Raw genomic sequence first — 16,526 nt, forward strand, 5'->3', positions numbered from 1 at the left:
CGCACCGAAGGCCGCCACGGGGGACCCCCGCGGCGGCCTTCACGCACGTCAGGCGGCGGCGACCGAGACGGCGTCGGTGACGAACACCAGCGTCTCGTTCGGCTTCATGCCGTTGCCACCCTCGCCGTAGGCCAGGTCCGGCGGGATGATCAGCAGCCGGCGGCCGCCCTGCTTGATGCCCACCAGGCCCTGGTCCCAGCCCGGGATGACCTTGCCGGCGCCGAGGACGAGGTCGAACGGCTCCCGGCCGAACGAGCTGTCGAGCACCTGCTTGTCCGACCAGGTCACCAGGTGGTAGTTCATCTGGAGCTTCTGGCCGGCCTTCGCCCCGTCGCCGGTGCCCTCGGACAGGTCCTTGGTGATCAGCTTCTTCGGCGGGTCGCAGTCGTCCGGGATGGTGATTTCGGGCTTCTCGCCGAACTTCCCCGTCGTCTTGATGTCGTCCGCGGTGCACTCGCGGCCCTTGCTCTGGGTGGCCGGCGCGGCGCTCGGCGACGGCGCGGCCGACGACGGCGGCGCCGCCGTCTGGGTCTTGGGGGCCTGGCCGCACGCGGCCAGCGACAGCGCCGCCACGGCGACGACCACGATCTTCCCGATGTTCTGCATGCCGGGCACCCTAGCCAAGCACGGAGAGTGCCGGGACGTCGTCACCGGTGGCGACCACGCCGAGCCGCCGGGTCGCGCGCGTCAGGGCGACGTACAGGTCGTTGAGGCCCCTCGGCGAGCCCGCGACGACCTCGTCCGGCGCGACCAGCACCACCGAGTCGAACTCCAGGCCCTTCGACCGCTCGACCGTCAGGACGCTCAGCCGCTCGTCGTGGCCGGCGAGCAGCGCCGACACCGCGTCGAAGCGGGCCGCGGGCACCAGGACCGCCACCGTGCCACCGTCCACTTCGGACAGTTCGCGGGCGGCCAGCCCGGGCAGCTCCGCGGCCAGGTCCCCGGTCCGCACCGACCACGGCGGGACCCCGGTCTCCCGCACCGAAGACGGCGCCGAGAGGGCGGGATCCACCTCGGCCAGGACCCGCGCGGCGACGGCCATGATCTCGGCGGGGGTGCGGTAGTTCACCGTCAGCTGCTCCAGCCGCCAGCGGTCCTCGACGTACGGCGAGAGCACCTCGCCCCACGACCGCGCCCCGCCCGCCGCACCGGTCTGGGCCACGTCCCCGACCAGGGTCATCGACCGGTTCGGCGTGCGCCGCATCAGCAGCCGCCAGTCCATCGCCGACAGCTCCTGGGCCTCGTCGACGATCACGTGCCCGAACGTCCAGGTCCGGTCCTGCGCGGCCCGCTGGGCGGCGGTCAGCTCGCTGCGCTCCTGCTGGCGTTCGGCGAACAGCTCGGCGTCGAGGACGTCGGAGACGCGCAGCAGCTCCTCGTCGATGATCTCTTCGTCCTGCTCCAGGATGTCGAGCACGCCCTCGGCGTACGCGCGATCCTCGCGCTCACGGCGCTTTCGCTCGACGCGGGCCTCGGTGTCGTCGACGCCGATCAGCTCGGCGAGCTCGTCGAGCAGCGGCACGTCGGCCGGCGTCCACCGGGCGTCGCGGCCGCTCTCCAGGAGCGCGAGATCGGCTTCCGGCAGCAGCTTGCGAGCGGCGCTGCCGAGCCGTCCGCGGTCGGCGAACAGGTCGTCGAGCACCCCTTCCGGGCTCAGCACCGGCCACAGCGAGTCGATGGCGGCGGCGACCCGCTCGTCCGCGGCCAGCTCGGCGCGGATGTCGGCCAGGTCCTGCCCGTCGAGGAGGTCCTCCCCCAGCTTGCGGGCGGCTTGGCGGGTCAGCGCGTCGAGGACGTCGGAGACGAACAGGCGCCGGGCCGGGTTGTGCGGGCGCCGCGAGCGGCGGGCCCGGGTGCGGGCGTCGGTGCAGGTCTTCCGGTCCAGCCGCAGCACGTCGTGCTCGTACTCGATCTCGAGGACCGGCTCGGGCACGCGCTGGCGGTCGCGGACGGCGTTGGCCAGCACCTCGGCCATCACCAGCCGGCCCTTGACCTCGCTCGCTTCGCGCGGCTCGACGCCGTCGGCGGTCAGGCCGGGGTAGAGCTGGCCGACGGTGGCGAGCAGCACGCCGGTCTCGCCGAGCGAGGGCAGCACCTGGCCGATGTAGCGCAGGAACGTGCTGTTCGGGCCGACGACGAGCACGCCGCGGGTGGTGAGCTGCTGGCGGTGCGTGTAGAGCAGGTAGGCCGCGCGGTGCAGCGCGACGGCGGTCTTGCCGGTGCCCGGGCCGCCCTGCACGACCATGACGCCGCCGAGGGGGGCGCGGATGATGCGGTCCTGCTCGGCCTGGATGGTGGCGACGATGTCGCTCATCTCGCCGGTGCGCCGCTGCTCCAGCGCGGCCAGCAACGCGGCTTCGCCGGCCAGCCCGAGGTCCTGGCCCTGGTCGGCGGCGGTGAGGTCGAGGATCTCGTCGTCGAAGCCGGTGACCTTGCGGCTCAGCGACCGCAGGTGCCGCCGTCGCCGCACCCCTTCGGGTGACGCGGCGGTGGCCAGGTAGAACGGCCGCGCGACCGGAGCGCGCCAGTCGACCAGCAGCGGCTGGTAGTCGTCGTCTTCGTCGAACAGCCCGAGCCGGCCGATGTAGGTGGTCTCCTCGGCGCTCCCGGGGACGAAGTCGAGCCGGCCGAAGGCGAGGCCCTGCTCGACGGAGCCGAGCTGGGCGAGCCGGTCGGTGTAGAGGGTGGTGGCGACGTCGCGTTCGGTGCGTGCCTGCGGGGTGCCGCCGGTCTGCCGCAGCGTCTGGTCGAGGCGGCGCTGGGCTTCGAGGCGCTCGGCGTCGAGCTTCGAGTAGAGGGTGGTGACGTACGCCTGCTCGCGGGCGAGCTCGGCGGAGAAGTCGTCCGAGGAGACGGACAAGAGCATCCTGCTTTCGCCTCAAGGGAAAAGAGCCAACGAAGTGTAACGGCGGGCGCCGCGCGATCATTCCGCGCCGAGGGCGCAGTACGGGTAGATCTCCGCGTGCGCGGCGCCGCCGGGAAGGACCCGCTCGCCGGGTGCGCACGAGACGCTCGCCGGGGGCAGCTGCTCGCCGCCGGTGAGGTGCCCGGCGGCGTCGCGGACCAGCACGGCGGCTCCGCGGCTGGTCAGCGCCCGGCAGTTCGCCGAGCGGTAGCGGACCCCTCCCGGCACGACGGTGGCGGTCACCGGGGTGAAGCCGCCGAGTGCCTCGGGCGCGAGCCAGATCACCGGGCCGACCGCGGGCCGGTCGAGGACGACGCCGATCCGCTGGCCCGGTGTGAGCACCGGCACTTCGACGGTCCGGGAGCCGGAGGTCACGGGAATCCGGTAGGCGGCCAGTGCGCTGGTGTTCTCCAGCACCGCGGCCCCGGGCCCCTGCTCGGCGACCCGGACGGCACCGCCGTCGGGAGCCGGGCCGGGGACCGCGGTGATCCGGGCCGGGATGGCGCAGCCGCCGGTGAGCAGGCTCTCGTCCAGCGCGGGGACCTTCCCGCGGCCGAGCAGGGCCAGCAACCCGAAAACGGCGATCGCGACCGCGGCGACGCCGATCTTCCTGAGCACCGGCGGCATCAGGGGATTCCGGTGGTCGAACTGGCGACGCGGTAGAGGTCGCCGGCGTGCCCGTAGTGCGACCCGGCGACCACGTGGACCAGGATCCCCGCGTCCGGCTGCCGGAAGGCGCGCAGCTCGTCCGGCTCCGCCGGGTACGGCACCTCCGCCAGCGGCACGCCGCGAGCCGCCAGCAGCGCGCTGACCTCGTCGAAGGTCACCGCGTCGGGAAAGGGGCCGTAGCGATCGCGGATCACGCGGTTGACCGTCTCGGGATCGCCGAGCCGGAGCCGGTGTGCCTGCACCGAAAAGTGGGTCCCTGCCCAGCGCCGGCCTGCCCGCTCCCAGAAGAACTCGACCAGGCCGTGGTCGCGCCACAGGAACCGTTTCGTGCGGTTGTCGCCGTAGCGGTCGCCGAACAGCTCCGCCACCTGCTCGGGCGACCAAGTGGGGTCGGCGCCGAGGACGGTGCCGGTCTCGACGACGTCCGCGAAGAACGCCGCCGGGCTCAGAACGGCAGGCCGAGGGTCGGCAGCCCGATCGCCGAGTCGACGGCCAGGGCCACGAACACGATCATCAGGTACGTGTTCGACCGGTGGAACAGCGCCATCGGCTTGGTCTCCTCGCCGCGCCGCACCGCTGCCTGCAGGCTGTGCGCGTAGAAGAGGAACCAGCCGCCCGCCAGGATCGCGAACGTGCCGTACAGCCAGGACGTCACCGGGAGCAGCAGCAGCGTCCACGCCACCATCACCCACGAGTAGATGACGATCTGGCGGGCGACGTGCTGGGCGGTGGCGACCACCGGCAGCATCGGGACGCCGGCGCGCTCGTAGTCGTCGCGGTACTTCATGCCCAGCGCCCACGTGTGCGGCGGGGTCCAGAAGAAGATGACGCCGAACATCACGAACGCCGGCCACTGGACCGTGCCGGTGACGGCGGCCCAGCCGATCACCACCGGCATGCAGCCCGCCGCGCCGCCCCAGACCACGTTCTGTGACGTGCGCCGCTTGAGGCCGAGCGTGTAGACGAAGATGTAGAAGAGGATCGTCGCGATCGCCAGGATCGCCGAGAGCAGGTTCACCGTGAGGTAGAGCACGACCGCCGAGGCGACGCCCATGACCAAGCCGAAGATCAGCGCGCCGCGGCGGGGCACCGAGTCCTTGACCAGCGGACGGCGCTTCGTGCGGTTCATCACCTTGTCGATGTCCGCGTCGATCACGCAGTTGAGCGCGTTCGCGCTGCCCGCGGCCATCGTCCCGCCGACCAGCGTGGCCAGGACCAGCCACGGCGAGGGGATCTGACGGCCGGCGAGGAACATCGCCGGGATGGTGGTCACCAGCAGGAGCTCGATCACGCGCGGTTTCGCCAGCGCGGCGTAGGCGCCGACGACCCGGCGGATGCTTCGCCGGTCACCGTGCGGTCGATCACCGGTCGGGTGCACGGCGCTGGTGTCTTCACTGCGTCCGTGCGCAGCGTTCACCAACGACATTTCACTCCCTGCGTCAGGTTCGGGCGGGCGAGTCCGGGTAGGCAGTGGTGGTGCCGCGCAAACCTGCCGAACTGAACCCTCGAACGATGTTAGACGTGGTGAATCCCGTGGGTGATCGCGGGTCCTCGACCGGCCCAAGCACTAGGCTGGCCGCGACGGGCCGCGATTGCCCCTGCGCATGGCCGCGAGCAGGAATATCGTCCCTTCGGGATCGATTGAGATAAGTAGCCGCGCGTACGGGTAACCGGAACGAGGAAGACCAGCCGCAACCATCATGACCGGGAGTTGGAGTTCAGTGTCCGAAACCGCCACTACCAGCGAGAACAACCCACTCCTCCGGCGCAACACGCCCGCCGACTGGACCGACACCGACACCCGCGCCGTGGACACCGTGCGGGTGCTCGCCGCGGACGCGGTGGAGAACTGTGGCAGTGGCCACCCCGGCACCGCGATGAGCCTGGCGCCGCTGGCCTACACGCTGTTCCAGCGCACCATGCGCCACGACCCGAACGACCAGCACTGGCCGGCCCGCGACCGGTTCATCCTCTCGGCCGGCCACTCGAGCCTGACCCTCTACATCCAGCTCTTCCTCGCCGGCTACGGCCTCGAGCTCGAGGACCTCAAGCAGCTGCGCAAGTGGGGCTCGAAGACCCCGGGTCACCCCGAGTACCGCCACACCGACGGCGTCGAGACCACCACCGGCCCGCTCGGGCAGGGCTTGGCGAACGGCGTGGGCATGGCGATGGCGGCCCGCCGCGAGCGCGGCCTGCTGGACCCGGACGCCGCGCCCGGCGAGAGCATCTTCGACCACCACATCTACGTGATCGCCTCCGACGGCGACATCGAAGAGGGCGTCACCTCCGAGGCCTCGTCCATCGCGGGCCGCCAGGAGCTGGGCAACCTGATCGTCTTCTACGACGACAACAAGATCTCGATCGAGGACGACACGAACATCGCGCTCTCGGAAGACACAGTCGCCCGCTACGAGGCCTACGGGTGGCACACCCAGGTCGTCGAGGGCGGCGAGGACGTCGTCGCGATCGAGGAGGCCATCAAGGCCGCCAAGGCCGAGACGCAGCGGCCGTCGTTCATCGCGCTGCGGACCGTGATCGGCTACCCGGCGCCCAAGAAGATGGGCACCGGCAAGGCGCACGGCGCCGCGCTGGGCGGGGAAGAGGTCGCCGCGGTCAAGAAGATCCTCGGCTTCGACCCGGAGCAGTCGTTCCAGGTCGACGACGAGGTGCTCAAGCACACCCGCCAGGCCCTGGACCGCGGCAAGGCCGCGCACGCCGAGTGGCAGGAGAAGTACGAGGCCTGGGCCGCCGCGAACCCGGAGCGCAAGAAGCTGGGCGACCGGATGGCCACCCGCACGCTGCCCGAAGGCTTCGCCGACAACCTGCCGAAGTGGGAGCCGGACGCCAAGGGCATCGCCACCCGCAAGGCCTCCGGCGAGGTCCTCAGCGCGCTGGCCGGCCCGCTGCCGGAGCTGTGGGGCGGTTCGGCCGACCTGGCCGAGAGCAACAACACGACGATGAAGGGCGCCGACTCGTTCGGTCCCGAGAAGGCCGCCACCGACATGTGGCAGGCCAACCCGTACGGCCGGACGCTGCACTTCGGCGTCCGCGAGCACGCCATGGGCTCGATCCTCAACGGGATCGCGCTGCACGGCGGCACCCGCCCGTACGGCGCGACGTTCCTCATCTTCTCCGACTACATGCGCCCGCCGGTCCGGCTGGCCGCGCTGATGAAGGCGCCGGTCACCTACGTGTGGACGCACGACTCGATCGGCCTGGGCGAGGACGGCCCGACGCACCAGCCGATCGAGCAGCTCTCCGCGCTGCGCGCGATCCCGGGCCTCAACGTCGTCCGCCCGGCGGACGCCAACGAGACCGCGTACGCGTGGAAGGCCGTGCTGGAGGACATCCACCACCCGTCCGGCCTGGCGCTGACCCGCCAGAACGTGCCGGTGCTCGAGGGCACCAGCGCCGAAGGCGTCGCCAAGGGCGGCTACGTCCTGGCCGACTTCGGCAAGGCGGACGACGAGCACGTGGTGCTCATCGCCACCGGCTCCGAGGTCCAGCTCGCGGTCGAGGCCGGCAAGGCCCTCGCCGAGGAGGGTATCGCCGCCCGTGTGGTCTCGATGCCGTGCGTCGAGTGGTTCGACGCGCAGGACCAGGCGTACCGCGACTCGGTGATCCCGCCGTCGGTGAAGGCGCGCGTGTCCGTCGAGGCGGGCATCGCCCAGTCGTGGCACCGCTTCACCGGTGACGCCGGGGTGAACGTTTCGATCGAGCACTTCGGCGCCTCCGCCGATGCCGCCACACTGTTCCGTGAGTTCGGGTTCACCGCGGAAGCAGTCGTCGAGGCGGCCCGCCGCTCGATCCAGAACACCAAGAATTCCTGAAGGGGATGACAGTGCCGCCTCATCCCCACCACCCACCCTCAATGGAAGGGGCCCTCTCATGAGCAACGACAAGCTCGCGCAGCTGTCCGCAGCCGGTGTGTCCATCTGGCTCGACGACCTTTCGCGTGAACGCCTGAACACCGGCAACCTCGCCGCGCTCGTCCGCGACAAGCACGTCGTGGGCGTGACGACCAACCCGACGATCTTCGCCAACGCGATGTCCGAGGGCGACGCCTACGACGAGCGCACCCGGGAGCTCGCGGCCCAGGGCGCCGACGTCGAGGCGACCATCCGGGACCTGACCACGACCGACGTGCGCAACGCCGCCGACCTGTTCCGCGACGTCTACACCGCCACGAACGGCGTCGACGGCCGCGTCTCCATCGAGGTCGACCCGCGCCTGGCCAAGGACACCGACAAGACGGTGGCCGAGGCCAAGGACCTGTGGAAGACCGTCGACCGGCCGAACGTGCTGATCAAGATCCCGGCCACCGAAGAGGGCCTGCCGGCCATCACCGCCACGCTGGCCGAGGGCATCAGCGTCAACGTCACGCTGATCTTCTCCGTCGAGCGCTACAAGAAGGTCATCGAAGCCTTCTTCGCGGGCCTGGAGCAGGCGAAGGCCAACGGCCACGACCTGCGCGGCATCCACTCCGTGGCGTCCTTCTTCGTGTCCCGTGTGGACACCGAGATCGACAAGCGCCTGGAAGCCATCGGCACCGACGAGGCCCTGGCGCTGCGCGGCAAGGCCGCCGTCGCCAACGCCCGGCTCGCCTACGCGGCGTTCGAAGAGCTGTTCGCTTCGGACCGCTGGAAGGCTCTCGCGGCCGACGGCGCCAACGCGCAGCGTCCGCTGTGGGCCTCGACCGGCGTGAAGAACCCGGACTACTCCCCCACGCTCTACGTCGACGACCTGGTGGTGCCGAACACCGTCAACACCATGCCGGAGAAGACCCTCGACGCCGTCGCCGAGCACGCGAACCTCCAGGGCGACCGGGTCAGCGGCCACGGCAAGGACGCGCAGCAGGTCTTCGACCAGCTCGAGGCCGTCGGCATCGACATCCGCGACGTCTTCCTGACGCTGGAGAAGGAGGGCGTCGAGAAGTTCGAGAAGTCGTGGACCGAGCTCCTGGACACCGTGAACGGGCAGCTCGAGCAGGCGAAGGGCTGAAGCACGACATGACGACAGGCGAAAAGACCGGCGTCGAGATCGTGGACGCCGCACTGGCGGAGCGCGCCGCGCCGCTGGCCGAGCGGCTGGTCGCCGACCAGGCCGCCGCGAAGCTGGCGGCGCAGGACGCGACGCTCTGGGGACCGGACGCCGAATCCGAGGCGTCGATCCGGCTGTCGTGGACGACGCTGCACAAGTCGTCGCGGCCGCTGATCGGCGAGATCGAGGCACTGCGCACCGAACTGCGGTCCGAAGGCGTCGACCGCGTCGTGCTGGCCGGGATGGGCGGCTCGTCGCTGGCGCCGGAGGTGATCACCGGCACCGACGGTGTCGCACTGACGGTGCTCGACACCACCGACCCCGGCCAGGTGGCCGACGCGCTGGCCGGTGACCTCGAGCGCACCGTGATCGTGGTGTCGTCGAAGTCGGGCGGCACCGTCGAGACCGACAGCCACCGGCGGATCTTCGCGAAAGCGTTCGCCGACGCGGGCATCGACGCGGCCCGGCGGATCGTGGTCGTCACCGACCCCGGCTCGCCGTTCCAGGAACTGTCCGAAAAGGAGGGATACCGCAAGGTGTTCCTCGCCGACCCGCACGTCGGCGGCCGCTACTCGGCGCTGACCGCGTTCGGGCTCGTCCCGGCCGGGCTCGCCGGCGCGGACGTCGCCCGGCTGCTCGACCAGGCCGCTTCGGTGGCCGAAGAGCTCGCGGCCGACTCCGCGGACAACCCGGCGGTCAAGCTGGCCGCCGCGTGGGCCGCGGCGCACGAAGCGGGCGCCGAGAAGGTCGTCCTGGCCGACACCGGCTCCGGGATCAAGGGTTTCCCGGACTGGGCCGAGCAGCTGATCGCCGAGTCCACCGGCAAGCAGGGCACCGGCCTGCTGCCGGTCGCGGTCGAGGGCCCGGAGGCGCCCGGCTTCGCCGACGCCAAGCCCGACGCCACGCCCACCGCGGTCGGCAGCCCTCAGGGTGCGGCGAAGATCGCCGTCACCGGCTCGCTGGGCGCGCAGTTCCTGCTCTGGGAGTTCGCCACGGCGCTGGCCGGCCGGCTGCTCGGGATCAACCCGTTCGACCAGCCCGACGTCGAGACGGCCAAGAAGGCGGCCCGCGCGCTGCTGGACGACCCCGAGAAGCTGAAGGGCGGCGAAACGGCGTCCAATGTGGACGGCCCGGTCGAGATCTTCGGCAGCGACGGGGTTTCGACCGACGGCAGCCTCACCGACGTGCTGCGCGCGTTCTTCGCTTCGGCGCCCGACACGGGCTACATCGCGGTGCAGGCCTACCTCGACCGGCTCGACGACGCCTCGACGGCGGTGCTGCGCGGCGAGATCGCCAAGCGCACCGGGAAGCAGACGACGTTCGGCTGGGGCCCGCGGTTCCTGCACTCCACCGGCCAGTACCACAAGGGCGGGCACCAGAACGGCGTCTTCCTGCAGCTGACCGGCGCCGTCGAGCAGGACCTCGACGTGCCGGACCGGCCGTACACGCTGGGACAGCTGCAGCACGCCCAGGCCCTCGGCGACGGGCAGGTGCTCGCCGAGCACGGCCGCCCGGTGCTGCGCCTGCACCTGACCGACCGGGCCGCGGGCCTCGCGGCCGTCGCCCGCGCGGTACAGGAGGCCGGCGCATGAGCTGGAGCAACCCGCTGCGCGACCCGCGGGACAAGCGGCTCCCGCGGATCGCCGGGCCGTCCAGCCTGGTGATCTTCGGGGTCACCGGCGACCTGGCCCGCAAGAAGCTGATGCCCGCCATCTACGACCTGGCCAACCGCGGGCTGCTGCCCGCGGGCTTCTCGCTCGTCGGGTTCGCCCGGCGCGACTGGGAGCACCAGGACTTCGGCGAGCTCGTGCACGACTCGGTCAAGGAGCACGCGCGGACGCCGTTCAAGGAGTCGGTGTGGAACCGGCTCGCCGAAGGCATCCGGTTCGTGCAGGGTACCTTCGACGACGACGACGCCTTCGACCGGCTCGCGCAGACGGTCCGCGACCTCGACGCCGAGCGCGGCACCGGCGGCAACACCGCGTTCTACCTGTCGATCCCGCCCGGCGCGTTCCCGGTGGTGACCAAGCAGCTGGCCCGGTCCGGGCTGGCGAACGCCGACGAGAACACCTGGCGGCGCGTCGTCATCGAGAAGCCCTTCGGGCACGACCTGAAGAGCGCCGAAGAGCTCAACGCGATCGTCAACGACGTCTTCCCCGAGGAGTCGGTGTTCCGCATCGACCACTACCTCGGCAAGGAGACGGTGCAGAACATCCTGGCGCTGCGCTTCGCGAACCAGCTGTTCGAGCCGATCTGGAACGCCAACTACGTCGACCACGTGCAGATCACCATGGCCGAGGACATCGGCCTCGGCGGCCGCGCGGGGTACTACGACGGCATCGGCGCCGCCCGGGACGTGATCCAGAACCACCTGCTGCAGCTGCTGGCCTTCACCGCGATGGAGGAGCCGCTGTCGTTCGACCCGCGGGCCCTGCGCGCGGAGAAGATCAAGGTGCTCTCGGGCACCAAGCCGCTCGGGCCGCTGGGCAAGACGACCGCGCGCGGCCAGTACGCGGGCGGCTGGCAGGGCGGCACGAAGGTGCCCGGCCTGCTGCAGGAGGAGGGCTTCGCGAAGGACTCGAAGACCGAGACCTACGCCGCGGTGACCCTCGAGGTGCAGAGCCGCCGCTGGGCCGGGGTGCCGTTCTACCTGCGCACCGGCAAGCGGCTCGGCCGCCGCGTCACCGAGATCGCCGTCGTGTTCAAGCGGGCGCCGCACCTGCCGTTCGATTCGACGTCGACCGAGGAGCTGGGGCAGAACGCCCTGGTCATCCGGGTCCAGCCGGACGAGGGCATCACGCTGCGGTTCGGCTCGAAGGTGCCGGGGACCACGATGGAGGTCCGCGACGTCACGATGGACTTCGGGTACGGCCACGCGTTCACCGAGTCCTCCCCCGAGGCCTACGAACGCCTGATCCTGGACGTCCTGCTCGGCGAGCCGTCGCTGTTCCCGGTGAACGAAGAGGTCGAGCTCTCCTGGAAGATCCTCGACCCGATCCTCGAGCACTGGGCGAAGGAAGGCGCGCCCGAGCAGTACGCGCCGGGCACCTGGGGTCCGCCGTCCGCCGACGAAATGCTGGAGCGCACCGGCCGGAAATGGAGGCGCCCGTGATCATCGACCTGCCGTCCACCACGACTTCGGCACTCAACAAGAAGCTGGTGGAGATCCGCGAACAGGGCGGGCAAGTCGCGCTCGGGCGGGTGCTGACGCTGGTGATCGTGGCCGACGACGACGCCCACCTCGAAGAGGCCATCGAAGCGGCCAACGGCGCGAGCCGCGAGCACCCGTCGCGGGTGATCGTGGTGGCCAAGGGCGCCCGCACGGCCGCCCCGCGCATCGACGGCCAGATCCGGGTCGGCGGCGACGCCGGCGCGAGCGAGGTCATCGTGCTGCGGCTCTACGGACCGCTGGCGGCCCAGGGCCAGAGCGCGGTGGTGCCGCTGCTGCTGCCGGACGCCCCGATCGTCTGCTGGTGGCCCGGGGCCGGCCCGAAGGACCCGGACAAGGACCCGCTCGGCGAGCTGGCCCAGCGCCGGATCACCGACTCGGCCGCGGAGAAGAACCCGGTCAAGGCGCTGACCACGCGGGCGAAGGCGTACACCGAAGGCGACACCGATCTGGCCTGGACGCGCCTGACGCACTGGCGTGCCCAGCTCGTTTCGGCGCTCGACCTGCCGCCGTACGAGAAGATCACCGCCGCGACGGTGACGGGCGAGGCCGACTCGCCGTCGACCGAGCTGCTGGCCGCCTGGCTGGCCGAGTACCTGAAGGTGCCGGTCAAGCGGGTCAAGAGCTCGGGCGCGGCCGGGATCATCTCGGTGACGCTCGACCGCAAGTCGGGCCCGGTGGAGCTGCACCGGCCGGACGGCCGCGTGGGCACGCTGACCCAGCCGGGCCAGCCGACCCGCCGGATCGCGTTGCAGAGGCGCAGCACGCAGGACTGCCTGATCGAGGAGCTCCGCCGGCTCGACCCGGACGAGGTCTACGAAGCGGCCCTGCAGGGCCTGGGCAAGATCACGTCGGGCACGAACGGCAAGACGGGCGCGCCGGCCAAGGCGGACGTGACGTCACCGGCCGCGGCCGCCGGTTCGGCCGCTTCGGCGGCCGCGGCCGGCCCGGGTAAGTCGAGTGCTTCGGCTTCTTCGGGTAGTTCGGCTTCTTCGGGTGCCAAGAAATGAGCAAGACGGAAGTCGTCGTCTACGCGAACCAGGACATCCTGGCGGCGGCCGCGGCGGCTCGCCTGGTCACCCGGCTGGTGGACGTCCAGGCGGCCAAGGGGTCGGCGTCGCTGGTGCTGACCGGCGGCGGCACGGGCATCGCGGTGCTGTCGGAGCTGCAGGCTTCATCGGCCCGTGACGCGATCGACTGGTCCCGCCTGGACATCTACTGGGGTGACGAGCGGTTCGTCCCGGCGGATTCGGACGAGCGGAACGAGAAGCAGGCCCGCGAGGCTCTGCTGGACCACGTGCCGCTGGATCCGAAGCGGGTCCACGCGCTCGCGCCCTCGGACGGCGAGTTCGGGGACGACGTGGACGCGGCGGCCGCGGCGTACGCGGAGGTGCTGGCCTCCCAGGCGGGCCCGGAGGACCACGGCGACGTGCCGTCGTTCGACATCATGCTGCTGGGCCTCGGCGGGGAGGGGCACACCGCCTCGGTGTTCCCGGAGTCCCCGGCGGTGTACGAGACCGAGCGTTCGGTGGTGGCGGTGCGCAACTGCCCCAAGCCGCCGCCGACCCGGGTGTCGTTGACGCTGCCGGCCATCCGGCGGGCGCAGGACGTGTGGCTGCTGACGGCCGGCGAGGCGAAGGCGGACGCGGTGGCCCTGGCGCTGGCGGGAGCCGGCGAAGTCCAGCTGCCGGTGGCCGGGGCTCGCGGGCACCGGCGGACGTTGTGGCTGCTGGACCGGGCCGCGGCGGGCAAGCTGACCAAGGTGTACCAGCCGCCCACGGCTTGAGTGTGTCGGCTCGGGCCTGTCGGCTCGAGCGTTCCGGTGAAGGCCCTCTGCTTCGGCAGGGGGCCTTCGCTCGTGGGTACGACCAGCGGATTCGGTTCTCTTTTCGCCGGTCCGCGGTCCGTGGCGGCCCGAGAACTTCCGCCGGGCGACCACACGTGGGTAACATGATTCCCACGATGTGGTCATCTTGGCGCACGGTGGGAAACAGAACTCCCACCCTGGGTAGCACCCGTCGCCGGCTCTCCCCCGGACGGCCCAGCCGATTACGGAATCCGGACGCCGGAGCATCGACCGCGGGTGAAACTAACCGTCTCCCTACGTGACTTCGTTAGCATCCGCACATTTGTCTGCCCCTGCGCGTCCCGATCGGGCCCTGAGCGCCTCTCACCATCAAGTCCACAAGACGAATGGGGTCGCCAGCGATGAGTACAGAGGGACTCTCGATTCCAGGCATCTCGATCGCCGGCTCGGGGCCATCGGCCGCCGAGCGGGTGCGCAACCGCGGACTGAGCCTGTTCGGCTCGGTGCCCCGCCCCGCTGTGGTCACGTTCGCCATCGAGGCGGCCGCGGTCATCCTGGCCGTGCTCGACGTCTGGCTGGTCATTCCTGAGAAGGCCCAGCCGTACTCGATCTACCTGTCCGGCGCCGCCTGCCTCGCGGTGGTGTTCCGGCGGAAGTTCCCGTTCCTCGCCGTGCTCGTCGCGGTCCCCGGCTTCCTGGCCGGCTGGGCGCAGCTCGCGTCCATGATCACCCTCGGCATGCTCGCCACCCGCCGTCAGCTGCACTGGCAGACCTGGGTCGGCGCCGCGCTGGTGTGGATGTGCCGGTTCGTGCAGTGGCCGCTGGAAGACTTCGCCGAGCTCAGCTGGCGCGAGCACATCCTCGACGGCATCTACGGCGTCCTGGTCGCCGGCATGCCGATCGCGATCGGCCTGCTCATCGGCGCCCGCACCGAGATTTCGAACAAGCTCGCCGAGCTGGCCACGAGCCGCGACCGCGAGCGCCGCTTCCACGCCGACGCCGTCCGCGCCGAGGAACGCGCCCGGCTGGCCCGCGAAATGCACGACGTCGTCTCCCACCAGATCACGCTGATCGCCATGCAGGCCGGCGCGCTGCAGGCCCAGACCACCGACGACCGCGCGCTGGAGACGGCGCAGGTCATCCGCACGCTGTCGAAGCGGACGCTGGAGGAACTGCGTTCGCTGGTCAGCGTCCTGCGAGCCGGCTCGGACGACGACGGCCCGCGGGCGGGCATCAACGAGCTGGACCGGCTGATCCGCACGTCCGACGTCCCGGTGCACCTGACGGTGGAGCACCTGCCGGAGGCCCTGCCCAACCAGGTGTCGGCGGCGGCCTACCGGACGGTGCAGGAGTGCTTGACCAACGTCCACAAGCACGCCCCGGGCGCGACGGCGACCATCCGCATCCAGGGTGAGCACGGCGCGCTCAAGATCGAGGTCCGCAACGAGCGGGCAAGCCGCCCCACGGAGGGCTTGCCCTCGGGCGGCCACGGCCTGACGGGCCTGGCCGAGCGAGCCCGCCTGCTGGGCGGAAGCTTCGAGACGTCGGGAACGGAGGACGGCGGCTTCCGCGTCCGGGCCCGGTATCCGCTGGATCGCTGACCTCCGGCCTCCGGCCCCCGGTATCCAGCCTAGCGGCGGATACCGGCGTTTCCGGATCGCACGGCGCCGCAAGCGGCGGATTCAGGGCTGTTTCGGTCCGGAATCCGCCACTCGCGGCTTTCCGGACCGCGAACTGTCGGTGGCCGCCGGTAGCGTGGAAATCGGGGGCTGCTCAGCACCGGAACACACGAATCCTCCGCCAGCCGCGGAATGCGGCAGGATTCCGGAGCGCGGCTCGCGTGATCGGCCAGGCATTTCGTGTGACGGGAGGCATCTCGCGTGACTGAGGAGGCATCTCGCGTGTCCCGAGGGGCATCTCGCGTGATTGGGCGGGCATCTCGCGTGATCAGCGGGGCATCACGATGATGCCCCGCCAGACACGGGCGATGCCCCGCTGGTCACGAGTGATGCCGTGCTGGTCACGAGTGATGCCCCGCCAGACACGGGCGATGCCCCGCCAGACACCCGTGATGCCCCGGCAGACCCGCGTGATGCCGCGGGGGCCACGGCGGATGGCTGGTCGAGCGCGCGAAAAGCCACCTCGAGGGGTCCGCTTTCCCTCGGGGTGGCTATCGACTGCAGACGCTAGATGATTTCCCGGCGCTTGCGCAGGCGGTCGAGCGCCTCCGCCAGGATGGCCTCGCCGTCGGCGTCGCTGCGCCGCTCCTTCACGTAGGCCAGGTGCGTCTTGTACGGCTCGGTCCGCGGCGCGGCCGGTGGGTTCTTTTCGTCCTGCCCGCCCGGGAGCCCGCAGCGGGGGCAGTCCCACTCGTCGGGGATGTCCGCGTCGAGCGCGAACGATGGTCGGGCCTCGTGCCCGTTGGCACACCAGTAGGAAATACGGCGTCGCGGCGCCGACTCACCCCGTTCCGATTCGCCCGTAGGACCGGCACCCACCCGGGTGCCTCGAATCGCGTTACCGCCAACCATGAATCCTCACACCTAGGAATCGGCGGCGCGCCCCCCAATAGGCACGCCGAATCGCTGCGCACCGCCATCCGGACCCGGTCGCGGCCGACGACGGAACGCCGGACGCCTCACACCTTGAGCAGCAGACCCAGGCCCACGATGCTGATCAGCCAAACCGCGCCCAGCCCCAGGGTGATCCGGTCGAGGTTCTTCTCGGCCACGCTCGACCCGGCCAGGCTCGACTGCATCCCACCGCCGAACAGCGACGACAGGCCACCGCCCCGGCCCCGGTGCAGCAGCACCGCGACCACCAGGAAGACGCTGGTGACGATCAACAGGATTTGCAGGAACAGCTTCATGTCATCCCTTGGGCTCTAGGAGAATGCAGGGGTACGGCATGGTCGTTTCCGACCACCACCGTACCCC

General features: G+C 71.2%; 14 protein-coding genes. 7 read left to right on the top strand and 7 right to left on the bottom strand.

The window, feature by feature from the left end; all coding sequences use genetic code 11:
- Nucleotides 1-48: 48 nt before the first annotated feature.
- The 5 genes from AB0F52_RS42050 to AB0F52_RS42070 all read right to left on the bottom strand — a co-directional run bounded on the left by AB0F52_RS42050 (nucleotide 49) and on the right by AB0F52_RS42070 (nucleotide 5,000).
- Nucleotides 49-606, bottom strand: coding sequence for an FKBP-type peptidyl-prolyl cis-trans isomerase (locus AB0F52_RS42050; protein ID WP_360183369.1), 558 nt, complete (start codon nucleotides 604-606; stop codon nucleotides 49-51).
- A gap of 10 nt (nucleotides 607-616) precedes the next feature.
- Nucleotides 617-2,866, bottom strand: a complete 2,250-nt coding sequence (locus AB0F52_RS42055; RefSeq protein WP_360183371.1) for an ATP-binding domain-containing protein — start codon at nucleotides 2,864-2,866, stop codon at nucleotides 617-619.
- A 57-nt stretch (nucleotides 2,867-2,923) separates the two neighbouring features.
- Complete coding sequence (locus tag AB0F52_RS42060) at nucleotides 2,924-3,523, bottom strand: hypothetical protein (protein WP_360183373.1); 600 nt, start codon at nucleotides 3,521-3,523, stop codon at nucleotides 2,924-2,926.
- A gap of 8 nt (nucleotides 3,524-3,531) precedes the next feature.
- Nucleotides 3,532-3,942 (bottom strand): hypothetical protein, encoded by a 411-nt coding sequence (locus AB0F52_RS42065; RefSeq protein ID WP_360183375.1) that lies wholly within the window; start codon nucleotides 3,940-3,942, stop codon nucleotides 3,532-3,534.
- A gap of 77 nt (nucleotides 3,943-4,019) precedes the next feature.
- On the bottom strand, nucleotides 4,020-5,000 hold the full coding sequence (locus tag AB0F52_RS42070; RefSeq protein ID WP_360183377.1) for a heme o synthase: 981 nt from the start codon (nucleotides 4,998-5,000) through the stop codon (nucleotides 4,020-4,022).
- Nucleotides 5,001-5,295: 295 nt separating this feature from the next.
- Between AB0F52_RS42070 and tkt the strand changes: the two genes are divergently transcribed.
- The 7 genes from tkt (at nucleotide 5,296) to AB0F52_RS42105 (ending at nucleotide 15,191) form a co-directional block, all read left to right on the top strand.
- Nucleotides 5,296-7,404: a transketolase gene (tkt, locus tag AB0F52_RS42075; RefSeq protein ID WP_360183379.1), complete on the top strand. Its 2,109-nt coding sequence runs from the start codon at nucleotides 5,296-5,298 to the stop codon at nucleotides 7,402-7,404.
- 58 nt (nucleotides 7,405-7,462) lie between these two features.
- Nucleotides 7,463-8,575 carry a transaldolase gene (tal, locus tag AB0F52_RS42080; RefSeq protein ID WP_360183381.1) on the top strand — a complete coding sequence of 371 codons (1,113 nt, stop codon included), beginning with the start codon at nucleotides 7,463-7,465 and terminating at the stop codon, nucleotides 8,573-8,575.
- Between the two features lie 8 nt (nucleotides 8,576-8,583).
- A complete protein-coding gene (locus AB0F52_RS42085) occupies nucleotides 8,584-10,206 on the top strand; it encodes a glucose-6-phosphate isomerase (protein ID WP_360183383.1) in 1,623 nt (540 codons plus the stop codon).
- On the top strand, nucleotides 10,203-11,726 hold the full coding sequence (zwf, locus tag AB0F52_RS42090; protein ID WP_360183385.1) for a glucose-6-phosphate dehydrogenase: 1,524 nt from the start codon (nucleotides 10,203-10,205) through the stop codon (nucleotides 11,724-11,726). Before AB0F52_RS42085 ends, zwf begins: the two co-directional genes overlap by 4 nt.
- A complete protein-coding gene (gene opcA, locus AB0F52_RS42095; RefSeq protein ID WP_360183387.1) occupies nucleotides 11,723-12,793 on the top strand; it encodes a glucose-6-phosphate dehydrogenase assembly protein OpcA in 1,071 nt (356 codons plus the stop codon). The genes zwf and opcA overlap by 4 nt, the downstream gene beginning before the upstream one ends.
- The gene (pgl, locus tag AB0F52_RS42100) at nucleotides 12,790-13,569 is read left to right on the top strand and encodes a 6-phosphogluconolactonase (protein ID WP_360183389.1); all 780 of its coding nucleotides are present in this window, start codon (nucleotides 12,790-12,792) and stop codon (nucleotides 13,567-13,569) included. The genes opcA and pgl overlap by 4 nt, the downstream gene beginning before the upstream one ends.
- 422 nt (nucleotides 13,570-13,991) lie before the next feature.
- Nucleotides 13,992-15,191 carry a histidine kinase gene (locus AB0F52_RS42105; RefSeq protein WP_360183391.1) on the top strand — a complete coding sequence of 400 codons (1,200 nt, stop codon included), beginning with the start codon at nucleotides 13,992-13,994 and terminating at the stop codon, nucleotides 15,189-15,191.
- Between the two features lie 585 nt (nucleotides 15,192-15,776).
- Here AB0F52_RS42105 and AB0F52_RS42110 read toward each other — a convergent pair.
- Nucleotides 15,777-16,121, bottom strand: coding sequence for an RNA polymerase-binding protein RbpA (locus AB0F52_RS42110; protein ID WP_360183393.1), 345 nt, complete (start codon nucleotides 16,119-16,121; stop codon nucleotides 15,777-15,779).
- Nucleotides 16,122-16,228: 107 nt separating this feature from the next.
- On the bottom strand, nucleotides 16,229-16,459 hold the full coding sequence (secG, locus tag AB0F52_RS42115) for a preprotein translocase subunit SecG (RefSeq protein WP_013224669.1): 231 nt from the start codon (nucleotides 16,457-16,459) through the stop codon (nucleotides 16,229-16,231).
- Nucleotides 16,460-16,526: the final 67 nt, after the last annotated feature.

The sequence above is a fragment of the Amycolatopsis sp. NPDC024027 genome, assembly GCF_040638975.1.
GTDB lineage: Bacteria > Actinomycetota > Actinomycetes > Mycobacteriales > Pseudonocardiaceae > Amycolatopsis.

What these genes read in the sequence shown, in the direction of transcription:
- AB0F52_RS42110 (WP_360183393.1), bottom strand. Translation starts at nt 16,121, where the DNA reads ATGGTTGGCGGTAACGCGATTCGAGGCACCCGGGTGGGTGCCGGTCCT.
- AB0F52_RS42070 (WP_360183377.1), bottom strand. Translation starts at nt 5,000, where the DNA reads ATGTCGTTGGTGAACGCTGCGCACGGACGCAGTGAAGACACCAGCGCC.
- zwf (WP_360183385.1), top strand. Translation starts at nt 10,203, where the DNA reads ATGAGCTGGAGCAACCCGCTGCGCGACCCGCGGGACAAGCGGCTCCCG.
- AB0F52_RS42085 (WP_360183383.1), top strand. Translation starts at nt 8,584, where the DNA reads ATGACGACAGGCGAAAAGACCGGCGTCGAGATCGTGGACGCCGCACTG.
- secG (WP_013224669.1), bottom strand. Translation starts at nt 16,459, where the DNA reads ATGAAGCTGTTCCTGCAAATCCTGTTGATCGTCACCAGCGTCTTCCTG.
- pgl (WP_360183389.1), top strand. Translation starts at nt 12,790, where the DNA reads ATGAGCAAGACGGAAGTCGTCGTCTACGCGAACCAGGACATCCTGGCG.
- AB0F52_RS42055 (WP_360183371.1), bottom strand. Translation starts at nt 2,866, where the DNA reads ATGCTCTTGTCCGTCTCCTCGGACGACTTCTCCGCCGAGCTCGCCCGC.
- AB0F52_RS42050 (WP_360183369.1), bottom strand. Translation starts at nt 606, where the DNA reads ATGCAGAACATCGGGAAGATCGTGGTCGTCGCCGTGGCGGCGCTGTCG.
- AB0F52_RS42105 (WP_360183391.1), top strand. Translation starts at nt 13,992, where the DNA reads ATGAGTACAGAGGGACTCTCGATTCCAGGCATCTCGATCGCCGGCTCG.
- tal (WP_360183381.1), top strand. Translation starts at nt 7,463, where the DNA reads ATGAGCAACGACAAGCTCGCGCAGCTGTCCGCAGCCGGTGTGTCCATC.